The organism is Shinella sp. G-2 (assembly GCF_050172695.1).
Lineage (GTDB): Bacteria > Pseudomonadota > Alphaproteobacteria > Rhizobiales > Rhizobiaceae > Shinella.
Window position 1 is genome coordinate 91,626 of the sequence record NZ_JBBEYH010000007.1, and the last position, 21,750, is coordinate 113,375.

The 21,750-nt window shown below is 62.4% G+C and carries 18 protein-coding genes; 13 read left to right on the plus strand and 5 right to left on the minus strand.

Going from position 1 to position 21,750, the window contains the following annotated elements; genetic code table 11:
* Positions 1-205: 205 nt before the first annotated feature.
* From V8U06_RS13950 to repC, 7 genes are all read left to right on the plus strand, one after another.
* Positions 206-1,054, plus strand: coding sequence for a DUF932 domain-containing protein (locus V8U06_RS13950; protein WP_427141168.1), 849 nt, complete (start codon positions 206-208; stop codon positions 1,052-1,054).
* A gap of 1,017 nt (positions 1,055-2,071) precedes the next feature.
* Positions 2,072-2,392, plus strand: a complete 321-nt coding sequence (locus tag V8U06_RS13955; RefSeq protein WP_427141169.1) for a DUF736 domain-containing protein — start codon at positions 2,072-2,074, stop codon at positions 2,390-2,392.
* 1,025 nt (positions 2,393-3,417) lie between these two features.
* On the plus strand, positions 3,418-5,436 hold the full coding sequence (locus tag V8U06_RS13960; RefSeq protein ID WP_427141170.1) for a ParB/RepB/Spo0J family partition protein: 2,019 nt from the start codon (positions 3,418-3,420) through the stop codon (positions 5,434-5,436).
* Between the two features lie 142 nt (positions 5,437-5,578).
* A complete protein-coding gene (locus V8U06_RS13965) occupies positions 5,579-6,376 on the plus strand; it encodes an N-6 DNA methylase (protein WP_427141171.1) in 798 nt (265 codons plus the stop codon).
* Positions 6,377-6,909: 533 nt separating this feature from the next.
* Positions 6,910-8,124, plus strand: coding sequence for a plasmid partitioning protein RepA (gene repA, locus V8U06_RS13970; protein WP_427141172.1), 1,215 nt, complete (start codon positions 6,910-6,912; stop codon positions 8,122-8,124).
* Positions 8,121-9,125, plus strand: a complete 1,005-nt coding sequence (gene repB, locus V8U06_RS13975; protein ID WP_427141173.1) for a plasmid partitioning protein RepB — start codon at positions 8,121-8,123, stop codon at positions 9,123-9,125. Before repA ends, repB begins: the two co-directional genes overlap by 4 nt.
* 199 nt (positions 9,126-9,324) lie before the next feature.
* Positions 9,325-10,539 (plus strand): plasmid replication protein RepC, encoded by a 1,215-nt coding sequence (repC, locus tag V8U06_RS13980; protein ID WP_427141174.1) that lies wholly within the window; start codon positions 9,325-9,327, stop codon positions 10,537-10,539.
* Positions 10,540-10,559: 20 nt separating this feature from the next.
* Here the strand turns inward: repC and V8U06_RS13985 are convergent, their stop codons facing one another.
* Both V8U06_RS13985 and V8U06_RS13990 read right to left on the minus strand, forming a co-directional pair.
* Positions 10,560-10,940 (minus strand): hypothetical protein, encoded by a 381-nt coding sequence (locus tag V8U06_RS13985; RefSeq protein ID WP_427141175.1) that lies wholly within the window; start codon positions 10,938-10,940, stop codon positions 10,560-10,562.
* Positions 10,937-11,620, minus strand: a complete 684-nt coding sequence (locus V8U06_RS13990) for a ParA family protein (protein ID WP_427141176.1) — start codon at positions 11,618-11,620, stop codon at positions 10,937-10,939. Before V8U06_RS13990 ends, V8U06_RS13985 begins: the two co-directional genes overlap by 4 nt.
* A 440-nt stretch (positions 11,621-12,060) precedes the next feature.
* Between V8U06_RS13990 and V8U06_RS13995 the strand changes: the two genes are divergently transcribed.
* Together V8U06_RS13995 and V8U06_RS14000 are read left to right on the plus strand one after the other, a co-directional pair.
* On the plus strand, positions 12,061-12,429 hold the full coding sequence (locus tag V8U06_RS13995; RefSeq protein WP_427141177.1) for a hypothetical protein: 369 nt from the start codon (positions 12,061-12,063) through the stop codon (positions 12,427-12,429).
* Positions 12,419-14,992: a relaxase/mobilization nuclease domain-containing protein gene (locus tag V8U06_RS14000; protein ID WP_427141178.1), complete on the plus strand. Its 2,574-nt coding sequence runs from the start codon at positions 12,419-12,421 to the stop codon at positions 14,990-14,992. The genes V8U06_RS13995 and V8U06_RS14000 overlap by 11 nt, the downstream gene beginning before the upstream one ends.
* Before the next feature lie 10 nt (positions 14,993-15,002).
* Here the strand turns inward: V8U06_RS14000 and V8U06_RS14005 are convergent, their stop codons facing one another.
* From V8U06_RS14005 to V8U06_RS14015, 3 genes are all read right to left on the minus strand, one after another.
* Positions 15,003-15,221 (minus strand): hypothetical protein, encoded by a 219-nt coding sequence (locus tag V8U06_RS14005; protein ID WP_427141179.1) that lies wholly within the window; start codon positions 15,219-15,221, stop codon positions 15,003-15,005.
* Between the two features lie 167 nt (positions 15,222-15,388).
* A complete protein-coding gene (locus V8U06_RS14010) occupies positions 15,389-15,766 on the minus strand; it encodes a GFA family protein (protein ID WP_427141180.1) in 378 nt (125 codons plus the stop codon).
* A 147-nt stretch (positions 15,767-15,913) separates the two neighbouring features.
* Entirely contained in the window at positions 15,914-17,056 is a 1,143-nt protein-coding gene (locus V8U06_RS14015; RefSeq protein ID WP_427141181.1) for a tyrosine-type recombinase/integrase, read from the minus strand.
* Positions 17,057-17,180: 124 nt separating this feature from the next.
* On the opposite strand from V8U06_RS14015, the gene V8U06_RS14020 reads away from it, so the two are divergent.
* The 4 genes from V8U06_RS14020 (at position 17,181) to V8U06_RS14035 (ending at position 21,673) form a co-directional block, all read left to right on the plus strand.
* The gene (locus V8U06_RS14020) at positions 17,181-18,134 is read left to right on the plus strand and encodes a DUF1403 family protein (protein WP_427141182.1); all 954 of its coding nucleotides are present in this window, start codon (positions 17,181-17,183) and stop codon (positions 18,132-18,134) included.
* Between the two features lie 2 nt (positions 18,135-18,136).
* The gene (gene scpB / locus V8U06_RS14025; protein ID WP_427141295.1) at positions 18,137-18,820 is read left to right on the plus strand and encodes an SMC-Scp complex subunit ScpB; all 684 of its coding nucleotides are present in this window, start codon (positions 18,137-18,139) and stop codon (positions 18,818-18,820) included.
* A 932-nt stretch (positions 18,821-19,752) separates the two neighbouring features.
* Positions 19,753-20,829 (plus strand): MraY family glycosyltransferase, encoded by a 1,077-nt coding sequence (locus tag V8U06_RS14030; protein ID WP_427141183.1) that lies wholly within the window; start codon positions 19,753-19,755, stop codon positions 20,827-20,829.
* A gap of 10 nt (positions 20,830-20,839) precedes the next feature.
* Positions 20,840-21,673 carry a glycosyltransferase family 2 protein gene (locus V8U06_RS14035; RefSeq protein WP_226923011.1) on the plus strand — a complete coding sequence of 278 codons (834 nt, stop codon included), beginning with the start codon at positions 20,840-20,842 and terminating at the stop codon, positions 21,671-21,673.
* The last annotated feature ends 77 nt before the right edge of the window (positions 21,674-21,750 follow it).

Consider the following 21,750-nt stretch of genomic DNA (forward strand, 5'->3'; position numbering starts at 1 on the left):
GGCGAAAAATCGGCTTTCAGCCTGCGGCTGAACCTTCCGTTTTTTCCCCTGCCCGACCCCTTGATCCGCTCGGCCGCCGCCGCGGGGCGGGCTCCCGCCCTCCCCTCTCTGTCCGGAGGAATGTCAGAGGCCATTCCCCGGAGAGACCGGGAAGGCTTCGCCCGAGGGGGCTCCCCTTCGGGAAATCGGGAGAAGGAGACAGAAAATGAGCATCTACACCCAGACCGCCCGTTTCGACACCGGCCGCGCCCTGACCGAAGCAGAGATGCGTCGTATTGCGCCATCGATCTTCGCCGTGACCGCCCATGAGAGCCGGTCTGAGCGCTTCAGGCCCATTCCCACCATCGAGGTGCTTCGCGGACTGATGAGCGAAGGCTTCATGCCGGTCGGCGCCAAGCAGTCCCGTAGCCGCATCGCGGGCAAGGTCGATTTTACCAAGCACCTCATCCGCCTGCGCCGTGTCGATGACGGCAAGGTCTACAATGTCGGGGATACCGTCTGCGAAATCCTCCTGAAGAACGCCAATGACGGAACCAGCGCCTACGAGTTGATGGCTGGGCTCTTCCGCATCCGCTGCCTCAATTCCCTGGTGACGCAGACCGGCACCATCGACGCCATCAAGGTCCGCCATTCCGGAGACGTGCAACACAAGGTCATCGAGGGAACCTATCGCGTCCTCGGTGAAGCCGAACGCACTCTAGCGGCCCCGCAGGATTGGTCGACCCTGCGCATGAGTCCCGAGGAAGCGCGAATTCTCGCGGATGCCGCCCATGTTCTGCGCTTCGCGGACAACGAAGGCGGGACGATCACACCGATCAAGGCGGAGCAATTGCTTGTACCCCGCCGCCATGACGATCGCGCCAACGATCTCTGGACGACCTGGAACGTGGTTCAGGAAAACGCCATCAAGGGCGGATTGCGTGGCGTGGGTCGCGACGATCTCGGCAGGCCGCGCCGCGTCACGTCCCGCGCCGTCAACGGCATCGATCAGGATATCAAACTCAATAAAGCGCTGTGGTTGCTCGGTGAACGGATGGCCGCACTGAAGGCGTGACCTAAAACGGGATGCGCCGTCGGTTGCGGCGGCGCATCGCCCCCTCCCCTCCCCTTCTTTTGGGATCGGCGCTGGCCGGGCGGGTGCCTGCCCTTGCCGCGTCGAGCGGCGCGGGCCAGGCCGAGGGGTGCCCCGGAGCCCCATCCCTCGCGCTCCCTTCCCGCCCCTGGTCCCGGACGATCAAGGTGGAATCGTCCGGCTCCCGTTCCGCCGAACCGATCGCGGATATCGGCATCGCTACAAGCGAACGCGCCAACAGCGCTGGCACCCATTTCTTCCGGGCGGATCGTGCAACAAAGGCCGGGATGCGGGTTCGATGGCGCCTCTTTCAGGATTTCGCTATGGAAGCGCCTGTCCTAGCCTGGCCGGATATCCTGCATGACCGTGCTCCTGTCTCTCCGTTCGCGAGATCAGGCTCGACGTCTCTTCCGGGACGAGGATCCAGGACAAACGTCCTCTGCAAAGAAGCGTATCGGAGAAGAGGGCACGCGCGAACGGCACCGGCTGCAGCTGGTGTCGGAGCTCCGTCTTAGTAGGGGCTATGGATCATCGCCTCCGCGGCCCCCGACGTTAGCCCCACCTGAAGGGATTGCTCATGGCCACCGCCCGGGCCGGTCGGCCGCGCTCTATGCGCGCACGAAGCCGGCCTTGGGCCGTCTCCGCCGGTACCGGTCACGATCGCTTGTCCGGCCGGGTGCTGCGCGCCCGGCGCTGAGGCCCGTCATCGGGCCGCACTTTCCTCTCCGCCCATGACATCGCCCGCCGTTCGGCTCAAGGGGCAGGCGCGGCATGGCCGCTTGTCGGGCCGGCGAAAAATCGGCTTTCCGCCTGCGGCCGAACCTTCCGTTTTTTCCCCTTCCCGACCCCTTGATCCGCCCGGCCGCCGCCGCGGGGCGGGCTCCCGCCCTCCCCTCTCTGTCCGGGGGAATGTCAGAGGCCATTCCCCCGGAAAGACCGGGAAGGCTTCGCCCGAGGGGGGCTCCTCCTCATCGGGAAACGCAACGCAGGAGACAAGCCATGACCGACTTTGCGAACTTCATCCGTATCCATGAAGACAACACCATCAGTGGAAACATCGCTTCCATTTCCTACGATCTCGACGTCACCGGCGAGGCCTACAGCAGCACCAACGAACGGGCACCAGCCTACCGTCTCTTCGCCACATCCCCGCGGGGACGGCGCATCGAAATTGGTGGCATCTGGAAGAAGAAGAACCAGAGCGGGGGCGACTATTTCAGCCTCTCCGTCAACACCGGCCATTGGCGGCTTAACGCCAATCTCGGCCGCTATCCGGGACAGGACGACGAAGACTTGCTCGCCGTCATTCCGTGGGATTGAGGCCGCGGCCGAACCACGAGCTTGCCGAGGGGGACCATTCCCCTTCGGCGGGACACGCTCCCTAAGGTCAAACCGCCTTCGCTTTGTAAAGGCCGTGCACAGAGACACGGCCGGCGAGAGGCAGGATTAGGGAACGCCCGAGACCACGTCGCACCGCGTTGAGAGGGCGCGAGGCCAGCAGAGAGGCTCCCTCCCCTCACCTGCGAGAAATTGCCCTTCCCGGTCATTTGCCTGGTCGGGGCCGCGTCGAGCGGCGCGGACCAGGCCGAGGGGTGCCCCGCAGCCCCACCCCTCGCGCGCCCCTCCCCTCCCCTGCATGCGGAGCGCTGCGAGCGGGGGCAGTCGGTCCCGGCTCGCCCTGCGGGCCGCTATGCTGAGCCTCCTGCGGCTGCCCTCTCTCCGCTCTCGCGCGACGAGAATTCCCGAAATCCCGCCCGTGGGCGGCGCTATGCTGATTTCTCCGATGCTCTCCATCTTCCGAGGACTGCGCCTGCTCGTTTCACATCGCGGCGGCGCGCCTATGCTCTCTCCCCTCCCCTCCCCTCCCCTCCCCTCCCCTCCCTTCCGCGAACGGCGTCGCCTGCTCTTCGAGAGCAGCGCGGTGGCGGATCAAGCCCGCAAGGCATCAAGGATGCCGCGCCTGTTTGTTTCCTATCTGTTCTATCCGGGTTTCGCGGCGGTTCGGTCGTTTTTGATCTTGTGAGGCGGGCGCTGCGCACCCATGGCCGTGGCCCGTGCCGGGCCGCTTGATCTGGTTCGCCCTGACAGCACCGGCCGTCCGGATCAAGGGGCAGGCGCGGCGAGCCGCTTGTCGTATCGGAAAATAAACGGCTTTCACCGCTGCGCGCCGAACCTTCCGTTTTTTCTCCGCCACGACCCCTTGACCCGTACGCCCGCCGCCGTGGGGCGGGCATACGCCCTCCCCCCTCTGTCCGGGGAATGGCAGAGGCCAACCCCCGGACAGACCGGGAGGCTTCGCCCGAGGGGCTTTGCCTTCGGGAAACCAAAAAATCACGGAGATCAACATGACCAACACGACGACAGGAAACGACACCCTTATCGTGGCACTGAACAAGCTCGACCGCGACCCTTTGAACGTTCGCAAGACTTACAGCACGGACGGCATCACGGAGATGGCCGCGAGCATCCGCGCGGACGGCTACCGCATTTTGCAGAACCTCATCATCCGCAAGGGCGACAAGCGCGGGCGCTATCATGTCATCGCGGGTGGTCGGCGCCTTGCCGCCCTTAACCTTCTGGCCGAGGCGGGCGAAATTTCAAAGGACTACCCGGTCGAATGCAAGGAGCGCAGCGCCGATGACGCCACGGAAATCAGCCTGATCGAAAACCTGCAGCGCGAGGCCATGCACCCCGTGGATGAATATGAGGCCTTCCGGGTCATGGCCGAGGCTGGAAAATCCGTCGAAGACATCGCCGCCCGTTTCGGAACGACGGAGACGATGGTCCGCAAGCGCATGGCGCTCGGGCGCGTCTCGCCTACCCTGCTCGACCTCTACCGAAATGAGGATATGAGCTTCCAGCAGCTTTCGGCCTTCACCGTGTGCGACGATCATGAACGGCAGGTGGATGTTTGGAACAGTTTGCCGTCCTGGAACCGAGATCAGCGCACCATTCGTTCTGCGTTGCAGGGTGAAGCCGTCAAAGCGACGGACAAGCGGATGAAATTCATCGGCGGGCTCGACGTCTATGAAGGTGCCGGCGGAGCGGTCAAGCGCGATCTGTTCGATGAGCACAACGGCGGATATGCGCTAGACGTCGCCCTTGTCGATCGGCTTGTCACCGAGCGGCTTGAAGCCGAGGCCGAGGTGCTGCGCGCAGAGGGCTGGAGTTGGGTGGAGATCGGCCCGGTCATCCCGCACGATGCTCACTATATGCACCGGGTCTATCCCGTTGCTGTGTCGCTGTCGGACGAGGAACGGGCTGAGGAGGAACGGCTGGAAGCCGAACATGACGATTTGGTTGCTCAAGTCGAGGACGGCGAGGGCGATGACGGCACCGAACCGCGCATCAAGGCCATTCAGACGCGGCTGGCGGTGCTGACGGCCGCACAGGAAGCCTATACGTCGGAAGACATCGCCAGCGCCGGTTGCTATGTGGCGATGGACTACTATGGCAACCTCGAAATCGAGCGTGGCCTTGTTCGGCCCGAAGCCGACGGCGAGGAGCCCGACGGCGAAATGCTTGAAGGCGAGAGCGGCGAAAGGGAAGACGGAAGGGCAACGGTTGCACTGCCGCCGGAACAGCACCCCGAACCGGCCTTCAAAATTCCCGCCCCCCTTGTTCAGGAGCTAACGGCGCAAAAGACCGCCGCCATCCGGGCCGAGCTTGCCCATAATCCGGACATCGCCCTCGCGGCTGTGGTGCAGACCCTGTTGGCGAGCCTCCTCGGCAACTTTGGCGGCTACGATTATACGTCGCTTGAACTGACGGTGAAAAGCGAACGGCTCGAGGACAGCATTGCCGATCCGGCAGCCTGCAAGGGCATCACAGTTCTGGACGAGCTCAAGGAAAACTACGGCCATATCCTTCCCGGCAGACCGAACGATCTTTTCGAATGGTGCCTTGAGCAGCCGTCATCGACGCTTCTCGATCTCCTCGCCTATGCGGCTGCGAAATCTGTCAACGCTGTGCAACACCCGCACTTCGAGCGCAAGGCGCAGCGCGCCCATGCCGAACGACTGGCACAGGCGCTCAACGTCGACATGACGCAGTGGTACGTCCCGACCGGCGAAAACTACTTTGGCCGGATCAGCAAGGCAGGGATCAAGGACGCGATCACGCAAGCTGTCGGCGAGGACTTTGCACTCGGCGTTGCCGGCATGAAGAAGGCCGAGGCGGTAGAGCTTGCCGAACGGAAGATTGCGGGGACCGGATGGCTCCCCAAGCCGGTGCGGATCGCGGCGCGCGCCGAACAGGAGCACGAAATGGCAAGGGTCATCGGCGATGATGACGGCGAATGCCCGTCCGACGTCGATGAGCACCCCCACGGCGAAGACCCGCAGCTTTCAGAAGCAGCCGAGTAATCGCCTGCGATGGGTCGCGCCAGTCTCCGGCGCGACCTGTTTTCTCCTCTCAGTCTTTCGAAAATGAGCCGCGCTGACGCGCAGGGGCGTGCCGCTGCGAAGGGTCCCCTGCGCCCGCGGCCCTGCCCGTCAAAGGTACCCAATGACCTCCGCCCGCCTCAACTCCATCATCAAGTTGTTCGAAACCTGCCGCTATAAGCATGACCTCTACACCGTCTTTGGCGACTGGTGCGAATGCACTGCCATCACCATGAGCAATGCTGTGGACCCGCTTCAGTTTGCGAACCGCGAAGCGCGGTTCGTTGAGATCGCCCGCAAATATGGGCGCGAAACCATGGCGACGTTCTCGCACATCATGGGAGAGGTGGTCATGGCGCTGGAGGAGGGGCCGCAGGACATCTTGGGCGCGACGTTCCACGCCTTGGAACTGCATGACAAGGCGAGGGGCCAATTCTATACGCCCTATCCCGTCTGCCAGTTGATGGCCCGCGTCATCGCCGGGAGCGCGCAAGACATGCAGCATGCGATTTCGGCGCGCGGGTTCCTGCTTGCGCACGACCCCGCCGTGGGCAGCGGGGCGATGATCGTCGCGCTCACTGAGGCTATCCGGGAAGCAGGGGTCAACTACCAACAGCTTCTCCATGTGACCGCCGTTGATATCGATCCTCGTGCCGTCCATATGGCCTATATCCAGTTTTCCCTTTTGCACATTCCTGCGGCCGTCATTGTGGGCGACACCTTGGCAATGAAGTTTCGAGAGGAATGGCACACGCTTGCCCATGTCACGGGCGGATGGTCTTCCAGGCTCGGGGAAACAAAGATCAGCGACGGGGCAAGGGCGGCGGCTGTACGCGCTGTCGGCGCGCAACCTTCGGCAGACGGTGCGAGCACCTCCGCCACACCTGTTATCGAGAGCGCGGGGCAACTGCGCCTGCTCTAAGCCGGGCGCACTCTGTCGATAGGACAGGCCGGCCTTCTCCGAAAATGGCTCGCTGACACCCGTCTTTCGGTCCGGCCGCCCGGTGGCGCCATGGTGCGAGGTGGGACAGTTTGCGGAGGCTTCTCTGGTGCGGCGAGAGGACGGGTGCTGCCAAGGACGCGTTGGGGAAAGGGAACGGTTCCCTCCTCCCTTTCCCCAAACCCCTATCCCTCTCCCAGGGAGTTGGGGCTACTCAAATTCCAATCAAGATGCGACTCGGGTATTGGTCGTGCCATTGCGAGCTTAACAGCTGTTAAGTTGCTGTCAGGCGGCCTCAAGATGGCGATCATCGTTGGGCGCGCAGGAGAGGGACTTAACAGCTGTTAAACTGCCAGCGCGGTCAAGCCGGGCTCTCCAGCCGTCGGCAGCAGCATACCGCGCGCGACTCCGTCGTAATCTTCCGTTAACGAAAAACGCCTTGTAGAATCGGAGTGGCTCAGGCATCCATGACGGAAATGATCGCGTATCGCATCAAAAACCGTCAAGAGGAATAAATGCTTCAACCGGCTTCTCGAAGCGTCAACGATACCGCATCGAAGATTGGCAGCTACACCTCGAAGCTGTCAGCCGAACTGCATGAGATGCGCGAAGGTTTCTATCCCCCGACGGCGCGCAAGACGTTTGCGCGCACCTTCTCGACGACCGACCTCGTGCGGTTGCTGAAGGTTCCGGAAAGCACCTTGCGGCAGCTTACCATCGAGGGGAAGGGGCCCGTGCCCGACCGGGCGGACAACAATCGGCGCACCTATACCGTTGAGCAGGTAAGAGAGCTGCGCGCCTTTCTTGCCGAGCTACGCCCCGACGACGCGCAAACCCTGCTACCGCACCGGCGCGGGAGCGAGAAACTGCAGATCATCGCGACGGCTAATTTCAAGGGCGGCAGCTCCAAGACGACGACGTCCATCCATCTCGCCCATTTCCTCGGCCTTCAAGGCTATCGGGTTCTTTGCATTGACCTCGACCCACAGGCGTCGATGACGGCGTTGTTCGGCCTCCAGCCCGAGTTCGACCTCGGCGAGAATGAAACGGCCTACGCCGCCATCCGGTACGACAACGACCGGCGCTCAATCGCGGACGTTATCCGGACCACCTATTTTCCTGGCGTCGACCTGGTGCCGGGGAACCTCGAGCTGATGGACTTCGAGTTCGACACGCCGTCCTATCTCACGCAGAAAAATCGCGACGATCTCGGACTTTTCTTCGAGCGCCTCAACAACGCGATTGCGCGCGTCGAGGACCGCTATGACATCGTCATTCTCGATACGCCCCCGTCGCTTGGCTACTCCACGCTCGCAGCACTTTACGCCGCCACGTCTTTGATCATCACCGTGCATCCTGCCATGCTCGATGTTGCGTCGTGCAACCAGTTCCTCATCATGATTTCCGATCTCGCCGAGACCTTGGCGCAGTTCGGCGCGCGGTTCGATCACGATTTCTTCCGTTTCCTGCTGACCCGCGTAAACCCCAACGACGGGCCGCAAAAGTATATGGCGGGCGTCATGCGTCGTCTGTTCGGAAGCGACGTTCTCGTTGCCGATGCGTTGGAATCGACCGCGATCGCGGGCGCGGCGGTTGCCAAGAAGACCCTCTACGAGCTGGAAACGGGCGAAGTCGGTCGGGAGGCGCTCAAGCGCGCCATTGAAAGCGCCGACCGTGTCAATCTCGAAATCCTTGAACTCATCCACAAAGTTTGGGGCCGTAGCGCATGAAGAAAAGCATTCTCCAACGAATGGCAGCAGATGCCGAAAGTCGCGGCGATGCGACACCCGCCGGCGAAGGGACAGATCCGATTGGCCTCATCCGACGCCATTCGTCGCCCGTGATTTCCAATGTGGGACGGGCGCTGTCGCAGCTCAACGAAGACGTCATCGTCTCCCTCGACCCGACGAAGGTGGAGATTTCCCCGTTCAAGGACAGGTTTGAGTACGATGCGGAAGCAGATGAAAAATTCGATGCCTTGAAAGTATCGATAGCCTCGGAAGGACAGAGGATCCCGGTCCTGGTCCGGCCGCATCCGACCAAGAGCGATTACTATCAGCTGGCGTATGGCCGCCGCCGCCGCGACGCCATTCTCGCCATCATGGCAGAGGCCGATCGCCCTGAAACCATAAAGATCAAAGCCTATGTGCGCCATCTGACCGATCGCCAGCTCATTGAGGAGCAGACGCTCGAGAACGGTCCGCGCGAGGATTTGAGCTGGATCGAAAAAGCGATGTGGGCCGTGCAATTGAAAGCCACGGGCCTGTCTCAGCGTGACATCGCGCCGATCATGGGCCTTTCGGAGGTTGCGGTTTCGCAGATGTTCCGCGTGACGTCGGGCGTACCGGAGGACATCATCTTTGCAATCGGACGCGCACAGGCCGCCGGCCGCCCGAAATGGACCGCGTTTGCTGAGTTGCTGAAGGACGCGAGCAACGTCGATGCGGTCCGAAAAATCATCGCCAGCGCGGAGTTCCAGAAGGCGGATGGGGCGGGGCGCATCGCCCTTGCCGTCCGCGCGGCCATCGCACCGGTGTCTCAGGCGGAAGCGCAGGCTCCGGATGAAACACTCGATTTTGCGCTTGGCGACCGCGTTTTTGTACGCATGAAATCCACTGCATCGGGAACGACCGTCACGATTCCGAAAAAAGAAAACAGCTTTGCACGGTGGCTGGCAGAACGCATGCCCGAGCTGATGCGTGAGTTTAACGCGGCCGACTCTTCGCAATAGGCGAAGTGCCGGCCGAAAGGATCAACCGGTCGAAAGGAGAGACCGCCGCAAAAGAAAAAGACCCCCAAAGCGTTACCGCCGTGGAAGTCTTCCTCTGATCTAAGCACCCAGAGAATCGCATTTCCACGAATCACAGTCAAGAGTCTTTGGCACCGTTTTGGTGAGTGGATTTCTTTTGCCTTTTGAGAGGTGAAGGAAAATGCAGACAGGACGTATAACGACGCCTCACGGGCGGCCGATGACGCTTGCCTTGGTAAGAGGTCAGCTCGAAACGGCCGATCGCGCCCCGGGTAAGTCCGTCAATAAGTGGAAAGTCTTCAACGACATTGGCGAGGCCAAGGACGTCTTCGGTCTGCAAGACCGATCGATTACGGTCCTGCAGGCGCTGTTGAGTTTCTATCCGAGCGACGAACTCTCCAACGAGAGTGGCGGCCTGGTCGTCTTTCCGTCGAACAATCAACTGTCGTTGCGCGCGCATGGCATCACGGGCACGACCCTGCGCCGGCATCTCGCCACGCTTGTGGATGCAGGCCTGATCGAGCGACGCGACAGCCCCAACGGCAAGCGTTATGCCCATCGCGGCAGGGGAGGGGAGATCGAGTCCGCCTTCGGGTTCAGCCTTGCCCCTCTACTCGCGCGCGCTGCCGAGATCGCCAACCTGGCGCAGCAGGTTGCTGCAGAACGCCTTCGCTTCAAACGTTCGAAGGAAGCGTTGTCGCTTTGCCGACGCGACGTCCGCAAGCTCATCTCTGCAGCTATGGAAGAAGGTGCCGACGGCGACTGGCAGACGATCGAAGCGATGTTCCTTGCGCTTCTGGCGCGTCTTCCGCGTGCGCCGCGCCGTGAAGATGTCGACACCGTGCTCGATGAGATGGAGATTCTACGCGAAGAGATCATCAACCAATTGGAAATCCAGCTAAAAACAGAAGAAGCGGGCGTCAATGACCACCATGGTGACCGCCACATACAGAATTCAAATCCCGAATCCTCCCATGAACTTGAACCTCGCTCAGAAAAAGAGCAGGGCGAGATGTCGAGCAAAACATCGAGACGGATTGCCGAGCCGCTGAAGGCATTCCCGTTACCACTGGTGTTGAGGGCGTGCCCGCAGATCGCCGATTATGTCGTTGGGGGCCAAGTACACAGTTGGCGCGACCTTATGGCGGCGGCTGTCGTGGTTCGGTCGATGCTAGGCGTCAGCCCCTCGGCCTATCAGGAGGCGTGCGAGGTGATGGGGCCGGAAAACGCGGCGGTCGCCGTTGCCTGCATCCTTGAGCGTGCCGAACACATCAACTCGGCCGGCGGCTATCTCCGGGATCTTACACGCAAGGCCGCGCGCGGCGAGTTCGGCCTCGGCCCGATGCTGATGGCCGCGCTGCGTTCGAATGGTGGAGGCGAGAAGCGAAGCGCATGATCGCCGCGAAATCCGCCAGCTTACGTGATGTCCGGAATCCGGTCTGCGATCTTCTCGAGATAGTCGTCGATCGCCTCCTCGATGTAGCTGTTGAACTTGCGACGCTCGATCGCGGCAAGGATCTTCAACGTCTTGTGGACTTCAGCCCGAATGTGGATACCGGTCGTGACCTTCTCGGCGTCCCGGATGCGCTTTCCGGCGATTGGATCGCGGCTCTCGCCCTTGGCGACCAGGTCGCGAAACCGTGTCCGGACCGCCGGGCGCGTAGATGACTGGCCGCTATCATCTTTGGCTTTTTCCGGGGAAGTGGGCGGCGGGCCCTTTTCGCGTACCGATGGCCGCTCGCGGCCCGTCGATATCAGCCCCAGGACGAGGTTCTTGCTGTCCGGTCCGCTGCTCATTGCTTTGCCTCGCTGACTGCTGAAATGTAGAGGGTGAGCAGTTCGCCGAGGAGCATCTCCATTTCGGCGATTGCCTTCGGATCGGGTCTTGCAAGTGTCTGGAGCGTACCGGCGGCGCCGATCGATTGATAGGACGCACGCCGCGCGATTGGACGAGAGGCGAGGGCGACACCGCTCTCCCGTAAGATTTCGCGCAGCGGCTGGTGAGCCTTGGCGCGACCCGTGACCAGATCGTGCTGGTTGATGACGATCAGCGAGGGTAGCTTACGCTTCTGGTCTTCCTCGACCACCGGGATATGGTTCAGCGCGAGCTGCATGCCGGCGACCACATCGTCCTGGGTCGTCTGCAGCGGAATGAGCACGATGTCAGCGCAATAGAGACCGGCGAACAGGTTTTCGTTCGTGGTCCCCTCGATGTCGACAAAGACGAACTTGCCTTCCTGCTGGCGCTGCAGCGCCATCTCATAGATTTGGTTAGGGTCGAGGCAACTTTCCGCTTCCAGCCGGTCCGGCCAGACGTTCATCTGCTTCGACATCGCGACCCAGCGCATGGTGTTGGCGCGGCTGTCGGCGTCGATGAGGAAGACGTCATTGCCAGCGTAGGCGGCGGTTCCGGACAACGCCCGGACCAGCGTGGTCTTTCCAGTTCCGCCCTTTGGATTGGCGATAGTGACAATCATCGTGGCTCCTTCGATAGATAAACTATAGTTTACATCAATCATCTTCCTCTGCAACACAACCGTTACCCGCAGGTGTCTGGCGCTCACTTTCTGACAACGGACAACGATGAATGAGCAATCATCAATTGAGCGTTGATGATGAATAGCTGCTCTTTGCTAAGTAACCGTTCATAATGGTTAATTGACCGAGTTATCGAAATCGTTGGGGGTCTGAACGCCAGCCCACGTTGATTCAGTTATGCTTCGGCGCGGAGGTCGATCACGCCGGAGAGCCTGATGCTATATAGGCGAGTGTGGAGTAAAATATAGTTTATTTATTTGTGGCAGGATAGTCAAGTTTGTGGTACAAACTCGACATCGCCCCGCCTCCGGCAGGGCTAGGGTTCTCGCCTCTGGCGCTCCGGGTCGCCTGCGGCAAACTGGCAAGTGGGAAGGGGACGATGCGCAGTGAAGTGGTCAGGGTCCGCCTGAAGCCTGAAGAACGGCACGCGCTCGCCGCGCTTTGCGGGGATGGCCGCACGGCGAGTGATGTGATCCGGCTACTGTTTCGCGATCAAGCGGGCCTTCCGCTCCCAGTCGGACCGGCCGAAGCTGAAATGCTGCGCGGTACCAATGAGGAGCTGCGACGTGTCGGAATCAGCCTCAACCAGGCGGTCCGGGCGATGAACGAAGGGCGCGTCGGGTATGAACCGCATCTCGACGCAGCGCTTCGCAGCCTCCTTGATCGGGTGTATCGGCTCAGGGCTGACGTCGACCTGATGCTACGGATCAGTCGGCATGATCGGAGGAGGGCTGGCCGTGGTGCATGACTGGTCCGGACTGCTCGGGAAAATCCAGGCGTTCTCCGCCCATCGAGCATCGTCGCTGATTGACGACGAAGAGGAACATCGCCGGCGACGGGCCACGGGCATCGCAATGGGGAGGCGGGCGCCGCAAGAACTATTTTCGCCAACCGGGATCGCGAGTAAGGCGCGTCGAGGACCCTTTGCAACGAACGAGCAGACGATCGCGTCTCTCCTTAAGGTACCACAGGCACCCCAACGGGGCGTTATCGCACTGGTGGGGGCTTTGGGTGCCGACCGGGAGCAGGACGAGGAAGAGGACATGTCGAAATCCGCTGGCGGCGGAGGGGGAAATGCCGGTGTTTCCAGGCTGACTCGGCCGACCGCCGTGAGACCGATGAGCTTGGACCGATCCGCAACGGAGATCGCCAGCCGTGCCGCGCTCGCCGCTGGGGCGCAGCCAGTCGTGATTAAGGTGACGTCGACCGTGTCGAGCCAGACGTCGGCTGCCGGCCTGATGACGTATCTCGGAATGCGGGAAGTCGAGGAGGAAGGCGGCGAGAAGAAAAAGATCGACATCCCGATCTACGATCAGGATGGCCTCGCCATTGCCAGTCGCGAGGATCGCGCGGCGGCGCTCGCCCGATGGGGTACGGACTTCCGGGAAGCCTATGCGGTCAACGCGCTGGCGACCCTTTCCATCAGCCTACTCGCTACGGTCGACGATGATGCGCTTCACAACGCCCTGAATGCTACCTTTGGTTCGAAACCCTTCCTCTATTCCAGGCATCCGTACGGCATGGTTTCGGTCTACGCGGTGACGGCCCTGCCGGCGAAGAAGATCGCCGATGCGCTCAAAGCCCGTGAGAATGGGACCGGTCCGGTCCGCACAGTTGAGAATGCCGAGGCCGACTTTGGGCGCCGGCTGGCCGACGCTGGTGTTTCCGCAGAGGTACGAATTCTCGGCGCCGCGGTCTCGGAAAAGTCCGGACGCTACTTCCTCGAAAAGTTCCTGCGCACCGAAAAGGGCGCGACGACCAGTGAAGGCGACGCAGTCAAGTGCGGTTCCAATATCAAGGAACAGGCGGATGGCGTTTGGCGCGCCTGGTCCTCCCACATCCGCACCGTCGAGCCGCGCAATGCCTTCCATGTCATCTTCTCGGCGCGGGCCGGAACGGATCCGGAGGCGATGAAGCGGGTAGTAAGGGATTTCCTCAGTGAGCAGGTCGCAGGCCATCGCTGGATTACCGCGCATCATCCGGAAACCGAGCATGTCCATGTCCACGCGATGATCTCGGCGCGCGATGACATCGGCAAGGCGCTGCGGCTGACCAAACCGGAACTGTACGAGTGGCGCGAGCGGTTCGCCGCCAAGGCGCGTGAGCAAGGCATCGCGATGGTCGCCACCAAGCGCGCCGACCTGGCGGCCACCCGGCCGTACAGTCAGGCGCAGGCCGGCGCCTATGAGCGCGGCAGGAACGATCCTCGTTATCTGAAGACTCCGGTCGTGAGCAAGCGCGTCGAGCGCAAACGCGCTGGTGTCATCGACCGCGTCTCGCTCACCAACAGAAACCTGGGACTTGGCCCGAAATGGCAGGCAACTGCAGAGACGTTAAAGAAGGCCGGGGCGGCGTCATCGGTGATCGCGGCGGCCGACCGATTTGCGGTCGCAGCCAAAGCCCATGCCGTGCAGGTCGCGATGGATCGCATCAACGGTTTCGTCCTGCTTCGCGTGGTGATCGGGCATTCCGTCGACCGCGACGCGATGACCGCGATCGTCCAGCGGGTGGTGGGCGTGGACAGCAAGCTCGTTTCGGCCGACAGCAAGACGGTTCATGTTCTCATGCCCACGACAGCGAGCGTCAGCAAAATCGAGCGTGAGCTTGCCAAGGAAAATGATGAGTTCGGCCCCGGTGCTGAGACTAGGTCTGTCACCAGCGACATGCAGGCCCGGCTGCTGAAACACGGGTTGCGGGCCGATGTCTCCGTCGAGGCTGCTGGCTCAGAAAAGGACGGCGCGCCGACGCCCTGGCTGCAGAGCAGGTTCGATGCGCTCGCACCGAGAACCGGTGCGCGGCCGGTCGGCGGCCTGTTGGCCGAATCTAAATCCCTGATTGCCAACATCCAACAGCCAAAGGAAAAGACCATGCCTCTATCGCTGGAGCAGTTCGAAGAGCGTGTCGCGCGGGCAAACAAATCCATGGACCGGCTGGAAACCAGGGTCGACAGCGGGGCCGAGCGCCAGGCCGTAGAAGAGATGCGGCGGGAAATCTCTGCGCTGTTTGCCGAACAGCGACGTGACATCCAGATGCAGCACATGCGGTCGGTCAACGATACAGGAGGGACAGGGGCCACGCCGCCGCCGGCGCGCGTCGACGAGGCGTATACCCACGATCGGCCAAAACCAGCGTCTGTCGATCCCGCCATCGCTGCTCAGCAGCAAGCGATCGACGCGGGTCGCGCATCCCGTGCGGCACGGGAACACGTTGTTGGGTCTAAGGCTGCTCAGGACGAGCAGCGCGAGCAGAATCTCCGGCACGCCGAGCAGGAACGCCAACGCGGCAACGACAACGACGGAGCCGAACGGTAGCCGTTCGGACCTACTCTTCCATCAGGCCATCGAAGACCTCCAGCAGGGCGTTGACGATCGCCTGGCCCAGCGCATTGGCCGAGGCTGCGATCTCGTCGTCGCCATGGTCTCGGGTGGCGATCGCGAGATTCCCGCCTTCCTCCGCGACAATCGCCTTCGCTCGCTCGATGGCCCAAAGGGCGAAATCACTACGGTTCGAGATTGTTGTCGTCTCGGTGGTCTCATCCATGGCGTTCACTTTCGATCGGTGCAGGGCACCGCGCTCTTCATTTTCCTGATGAAACCCAGCCATATCGTCAGGAGCATATTGGAGGAACCAGCTTCAACATCGATCGAGTTAATTCACCAAGAATATCTATTCCGCATGTTCGCGTTGCACCGCTTAATCGCCTAAGCCTACACGTTAGCCGTATTGACCCAAGTATGCCGATACTCGCCGTAGACGGTCTGGGTGGGGGCGGGAAAGCTCGGATCCGCAAAAGAGCCGATTCCGACAGCAATCAGGTCGGGCATTCGTTGAGGTTCCCAATAGACCGTCGATCCGCACTCAGGGCAGAAATGAAAATCCACAGGGAAGCCCTTGTCGGATTGCCGCGAATAGCAGGTGCTCGAGCCCTCAACCCGAACATCATGACGAGCAAAGAACGCGGCGACGCCATAGCTGCTGCCGGTGCGCCTCTGACAGGCCAGGCAATGACATAATGAAATTTTGCTTGGTTCTCCGGAACAGGTGACGCGAAGGCTACCACAAACACAGGACGCGATCCTTGCCATGAAAATCCCCGTAGTTCTGTGAGAGGTGGCAGTTTTCGTTCATCTTGTGACAAAAGTCACGAGTTTCGGAGGCATATCTGCACCGATATTCTGCGACGCGCTTACGCTAGGCTCCGCGATAGCTTTTCCCTTCGATGCATTCTACGCCTATAGCCCGGCTGCCTTGGTGAGGTTGATGCGGAAGCGGTCGCGCCGGCGCTGATAGCGGCGGGTCATTTCGGCCGAGGCATGGCCAAGCTGCTTTTGCACATGGCGCTCGTCGACCTCGGCCGAGGAGGCAAGGCCGGCGCGCAGCGAGTGGCCGGCAAAAAGCTGCTCCCGCTCGGCCTCGGAAAGATCGCCCCGCACGCCGGCGGCGAGTGTGGTCTTCTTGACGAGGCGGGTGACCTCTTGGTCGTTCAGTCGATCCGGTCCGACATCCTTGCCCCTGCCGGTTACGCGGCGGAAGAGGGGGCCTTTGGCGAGCCGGGCGAACCTGATCCAGGTTTCCAGTGCGACGAGGGGGCAGGTGGCGTCAGAGGATCCCCGGCCGATCTCGACTTCGCGCCAGCCGGTCTTGCCACGCAGTGTCAGCAGCGCGCCCTTGTCGAAGATCTCGACCCATCCGCGCCCGTCCTCCGTTTGGTCGCGGCCGAGGTCGAGCCCGGTGATTTCCGAGCGGCGCAGCCCGCCGGCAAAGCCGACGAGCAGCATGGCCCGGTCGCGCATGCCGCGCAGCGAACCACGATCGAGCGTTTCCAGCATGGCGATCAGGTCCTCCGGCAAAAGGGCTTCTTTCTGCCGGGGCGGAGCTGCATGCTGGTTGCGGATGCCTGCCATCACGGTGGCGATCGCCCGATCCTTGCGATCCAGCGGGGTGCCGCGCTGCGCACAGTTCCAGCCGATGGCGGCGAGGCGCCGCTCGATGGTCGACACGGTGTTCGGCTTACTGTTGCGCGTCGCCGTGCCAACGGCACTGCCGGAGGCGCAGGCAGTGATGTAGAGCCCGACGATTTCTGGATCCGGGGGAAGGGGAGACAGGTTCTGCCGCCGGCACCAGGCGGCAAAGTGCTTCCAGTCGGAGGCATAGGCTTTTCGCGTGTTGGCGGAGCTGGCGGCCTCGACGTAGCCGCGGGCGCGTTCGGTGAGGTCCTGCAACTGGGCCGGCAGGGCGGCCTTCGCCGGAACAGGGGAGGGGAGGTCGGTCGACAGCTCGGCCGGGGAAACACCCGCGGAAACCGCCGTGCTGTGCGGCGGCGCAGAGCACTCCAGAGCATGATTTTCGCTGTTTTCGTCGATTATTTGCGTCATTCCTCTATAATGAACAAAACGAACGATAATGCAATCTTATCGATTATTATATAGGAAAGACGAGCCGTGCGGTTATTGCGCATAATGTTGGCGCAATCCGCACGTTTGGTCTATACTATCGGTCATGGATTCGACCGTTGACTCCCCCGTTTCCCCTCCGGCGTTGATTGCCGCCTTGCCCGGCTGGACCCTGCCGCGTGGCCGCGAGCCGGACGATCTTGCCGCCGCCTTCGCCGCCGGCATCGCGTTGAAATCACTCGATGATCTTGTCCGCTCTGCGCCTGTCTGGGCCGGCTGCTGGCGCGCGCGCCAGGCCCTGAAATGTGCCGCCGTCGCGGTCCGGCTGGTGGGCCGCAGTGAGGATGAGGCGGCACTGCGCGATGCCGTTCTGTTGACGCCCGCCGGCGGCGATCCCGGCCCCGCCGGTCGAGTATTTTTAGCCTTCAAAAGGCTTTCTGTCCGAAAACCCGCTTTCTCCTCGAAAGCGGTGGCTGAGCTTGCCGATCTGTTGGGGCTTTCTTGGGACGATCGGCTGGCCGAGGCTGTCGCCCGCGCCGACGACGCGCTGCAATCGGGCCGCCCGGCGCCGCTTGCAGCGGGGGACCTGGTCACGGTCCTGCATGCGGTGCGGCCGGATGCCGAACCGCTCGCCTGGGCGCTGGCCGATCTGCTGATCGCTGCGCTGCTGAAATGGGACTTTGCCGTGCCGCTGCTGATGGCCGAGCGCTATGGGCCGGCCTTCAAGACGCTGGGGGGCAGGGGCCGTGTGCGCCCGGGGGAACCAGCCTTCGCCCGCGCCGTCTGCCTTGCCCTCACCGAGGCGACAGGCGCGGCCCTGCGCACCGCCAGCGAGATTGCGCGGCGCGCCGAGACGCTGCGTGCCGCCGCGCCAAGGGTTCGCACGAAAGGCGCCGGGGCCGTCATCCAGGCCTTGCTCGATGAGGACGCGGTGGCCGCCTCGGCGCCCGGCAGCAATCTCTCGCGCTGGGCGGCGACCCGGCTGTTCGACCGTCTGGAGGGCTTTGGCGCCGTGCGGGAACTGTCCGGCCGCAGTTCGTTCCGGATCTATGGGTTGTGATGATGAGCGAACCGGAGACGGCCAGCGCGCGACGAGGCCGCAGATCGACATCGGAGGACGAAGTCCTCCTGGATAGGGAACTGGTGGATCTGCCGCCGGAGCTGCGCTGGCGCGAATGGATGTTGCGTGTCGAGGCGGTGATCTTTGCCGCGGCCGAACCGGTCGGCCGCGAGACGCTGGCGCGTGTCGTCGGCAAGGACTGCAGCGTGGATCTCCTGATCGACGATCTGCAGGAAGAACTTCGTTCCCGGCCCTACGAGATCGTCTCCGTTGCCGGCGGCTGGCAGCACCGAAGCCGCTCGGCCTACGCTTCCGCGATCCGGGCGTCGCAGGCGTCGACGCGGAGTGCGGCGCCAGCGCTATCCGACTTCGAGGCCATGGTGCTGATGGCCATCGCCTATTTCCAGCCGATCACCCGCAGTGACCTGTCGAAGATTTTCGGCAAGGAGGTCAGCCGCGACACGGTCGCCAGCCTGCGTAACGCCAATCTCCTCGCCTCCGGCCCGCGCAGCCCGACGCCGGGCGCGCCCTATACCTATGTCACGACGAAACACTTCCTCACCGCCTTTGGCATGCAGACGCTGCGCGATCTGCCCGACATGGAGGCGCTGGAGGATGCCGGGCTCGTCAGCCGCGAGAGCTTTCAAAGTGTGTCGCCGGGGATGATCCAAGTTAACGACGAGTAATTTGGTCACGGCCCGTCAACGCAGCCGCAGTTCCCCAATCAGCACGCGGCGCAGCTACCGGCCGTCGATCATCGCGGCGATGCCGAGGACAAAATGTAGATAGGGCTTCAGGACGCTGGATACGTTCGACCTGAGGCGGTGATGGTAGGGACGCAGCAGGTGGGCGAGGCGTTCGCTGTGTGAGGCCTCGGCGTAGGGCGATATCCAGACATTCGTTCCGCTTGCCCGATGGCGCCCCGTTTTATGGCTCTCTGCGCGCCAAAAACGTCCTCCAGTCAGGTGAGAGTTTTGGGTCGCCATGATGCAAGATCGGAAATCCGGTGATGGTGGCTCATTGCAACAGGGCGGAACCATCCATCCCAATTTTCGTCTCCATAAATAAAGTGTTACCGCCTTGGCGGTAGCCAAGCCGTTTTAGGGACATGATAGCGAATTCAGCACCGGCGCGACCGGTGTGGGGCTTCGTGCGTCTTTGACCACAGCAATCGCTTATGACGAGATTTGTTGCACGTCTGCCGTTCGCCAGGTTTGCATTGTCATGAAACCCGGTAACCTGCGGGAGCAGAATCGAACAGTTTCGAGCAACCGCATGGTCGTGGCCAGGCCCACGATGCCGCCGCCTATAACGCAATGGTCGCAGATCATGCCGAGCTCGGGTTTGCGGAAATGCGCCTGCTTCTCGTCTTCCGGACGGTTGCTTGTTCCCAGGCGGAAGACCACCTGGTTTTGCGGCTTCCCCCAAAGGGAGAAGAGGGAGATGGAAAGGGGGTAGGTTGGCGGTGACCATCCGGTGAAATCCTCCTTTCGCGCACGCTGCTTCGGTCTTTTGCCCAGATGGTCGGAGCCGGGCTTCAAACGCTATGCTTGCATTGTCGCCCATGCAGCCTTGACCGCTGATGGCTGGGGCATCGGCGCGACAGCAGGGGCTTCAGATGATCGTCTTGCTGCTCGAAAGCTCGGTGTCTCTCGCGCTGAGTGCCTTTTTCGTCGTCCTGTTACGTTGGCTGTCGGCGCCGCTCCATCTTCTCGATCTGCCGGATCACCGGAAGATCCACGAGGGCGCCGTTCCGCTGTGCGGTGGAATCGCGATCTTCCTTGCCTTTTCCGGCATCAGCCTGTTCACCGCAAACACGATGGATGTCGGGCCGGGCTTCTGGTCGGCGACACTGCTCGTCGTCACGCTCGGGGTTGCCGACGATCGGTTCGCCCTGCCAGCGCGCTTCCGGTTTGCCGCCCAGGCTCTGATTGCCATGGCGCTGATCGCCGCCGAGGGGCTTGGGCGGATTTCGTTCGGGGACATGTTGCCGGTGGCAGGTTTCGGCGGTCAGGCGGTCCTCCTTGTCATCTCCATCGCCTTTGTCGTCGGACTGATCAACGCCTGGAACATGGTGGACGGCATCGACGGTCTGGCCGGCGGCAGTGCCGCCGCCACCCTTGTCTGGATTCTTCTTCTTGCGCTCCATGCCGGTCAGGACGGACTCGTCTTTCCGGTCGCGGCCTTGCTTTCGGCGGTCGGCGGCTTCCTCCTCTTCAACCTGCGCAGCCCTTGGCGCGCTCGCGCCTCCGTCTATCTCGGCGATGCCGGCAGCACGGCGCTGGGCGCGATCATCGCCTATCTGATCCTGCGCCTGTCGAACGGCGCGCAGGGGCTGGCTTTCCCCTCCCTGCTATGGCTGGTGATCCTTCCGGTGGTCGACACGTTGAGCCTCATGGTGCGCCGCCTGCTCGATCACCGCAGTCCCATGTCGGCGGATCGCCGGCACCTGCACCACCTGCTGATCGACTGCGGCCTCACACCGGCGACCACCAGCTATCTCATTGTTCTCATCTCCTTCCTGTGCGGCGGCATCGGCTATATCGGCCTGCTGTCTGGCGTATCGGGCGCGGTGATGGCGGCTGGCCTGCTGTTCGTCGCGGCTGCCCACAGCATCTTCGTTCTTGCCGTCGAAACCTCCGCACATCGGCGGACCCATGGGGCTGCCCGCCCGGCCGTCAAGCTGCAGACGTAGGAGGACCGCGATGTCGATTTCCGTGCTGATCATGACGCTGAACGAGGAGAAGAACCTTCCCGTCTGCCTCGCGTCGCTGGATTGGTGCGACGATATCGTGGTGCTCGATTCCTATTCGACCGACCGGACGGTGGAGATCGCGCGGGCTGCCGGCGCCCGGGTCTACCAAAGGGTTCACGATACGGAATCGCACCAGCGCACCTATGGGCTGAAGGCGATCGAGTACAAATATCCCTGGGTCTACACGCCCGATGCCGACGAGGTGACGCCGCCCGACCTGCGCGACGAGATGTTGGCGATCGCCCGTGACCCGACGCGGCCGGAAAGCTCCTTCCGCATCCGCTACAAGAACATGTTCATGGGACGCTGGATCAAGCACAGCAGCCTCTACCCGACCTGGATCACGCGGCTGGTGCGTCCCGATCGCGTCCGCTACGAGCGCGACGCGCATTCGCGCTGCCTCGCCGACGGGCCGGAAGGACGCCTCAATGCGCATTTTATCCACTACAGCTTCAACAAGGGCATGAACGCTTGGTACGAGAAGCACAACCGCTACTCCTCCTCGGAGGCGCGGGAAACGGTGATCAGCCTGCGCGAGAAGCGCGTGCCGTGGCGCGACGTCGCGAGCCGCGTGCCGGAGGTCCGTCGACGCGCCCTCAAGGAGCTTTCCATGCGCCTGCCGTTCCGGCCGGCGGCGCGTTTCCTCTACATGTACGTGCTGCGCGGCGGATTTCTCGATGGGCGGGAAGGGTATCATTACTGCCGGCTGCTTGCCGCCTACGAATATATGATCGTCATCAAGACCGAAGAGTTGCGGCGCCGGGAGGTAGGCCTGTCGGTCTGAACGTTCGTCGGGGGCAGCGCTTGCCTTCCTGCGACCGCCGTCGGAAGCGGGAGGATACGAGGCTTCCCCTTCCGGCG

Coding starts and splice junctions, on each gene's coding strand:
- V8U06_RS13950 (WP_427141168.1), top strand. CDS start 206: ATGAGCATCTACACCCAGACCGCCCGTTTCGACACCGGCCGCGCCCTG.
- V8U06_RS13955 (WP_427141169.1), top strand. CDS start 2,072: ATGACCGACTTTGCGAACTTCATCCGTATCCATGAAGACAACACCATC.
- V8U06_RS13960 (WP_427141170.1), top strand. CDS start 3,418: ATGACCAACACGACGACAGGAAACGACACCCTTATCGTGGCACTGAAC.
- V8U06_RS13965 (WP_427141171.1), top strand. CDS start 5,579: ATGACCTCCGCCCGCCTCAACTCCATCATCAAGTTGTTCGAAACCTGC.
- repA (WP_427141172.1), top strand. CDS start 6,910: ATGCTTCAACCGGCTTCTCGAAGCGTCAACGATACCGCATCGAAGATT.
- repB (WP_427141173.1), top strand. CDS start 8,121: ATGAAGAAAAGCATTCTCCAACGAATGGCAGCAGATGCCGAAAGTCGC.
- repC (WP_427141174.1), top strand. CDS start 9,325: ATGCAGACAGGACGTATAACGACGCCTCACGGGCGGCCGATGACGCTT.
- V8U06_RS13985 (WP_427141175.1), bottom strand. CDS start 10,940: ATGAGCAGCGGACCGGACAGCAAGAACCTCGTCCTGGGGCTGATATCG.
- V8U06_RS13990 (WP_427141176.1), bottom strand. CDS start 11,620: ATGATTGTCACTATCGCCAATCCAAAGGGCGGAACTGGAAAGACCACG.
- V8U06_RS13995 (WP_427141177.1), top strand. CDS start 12,061: ATGCGCAGTGAAGTGGTCAGGGTCCGCCTGAAGCCTGAAGAACGGCAC.
- V8U06_RS14005 (WP_427141179.1), bottom strand. CDS start 15,221: ATGGATGAGACCACCGAGACGACAACAATCTCGAACCGTAGTGATTTC.
- V8U06_RS14010 (WP_427141180.1), bottom strand. CDS start 15,766: ATGGCAAGGATCGCGTCCTGTGTTTGTGGTAGCCTTCGCGTCACCTGT.
- V8U06_RS14015 (WP_427141181.1), bottom strand. CDS start 17,056: ATGACGCAAATAATCGACGAAAACAGCGAAAATCATGCTCTGGAGTGC.
- V8U06_RS14020 (WP_427141182.1), top strand. CDS start 17,181: ATGGATTCGACCGTTGACTCCCCCGTTTCCCCTCCGGCGTTGATTGCC.
- scpB (WP_427141295.1), top strand. CDS start 18,137: ATGAGCGAACCGGAGACGGCCAGCGCGCGACGAGGCCGCAGATCGACA.
- V8U06_RS14030 (WP_427141183.1), top strand. CDS start 19,753: ATGATCGTCTTGCTGCTCGAAAGCTCGGTGTCTCTCGCGCTGAGTGCC.
- V8U06_RS14035 (WP_226923011.1), top strand. CDS start 20,840: ATGTCGATTTCCGTGCTGATCATGACGCTGAACGAGGAGAAGAACCTT.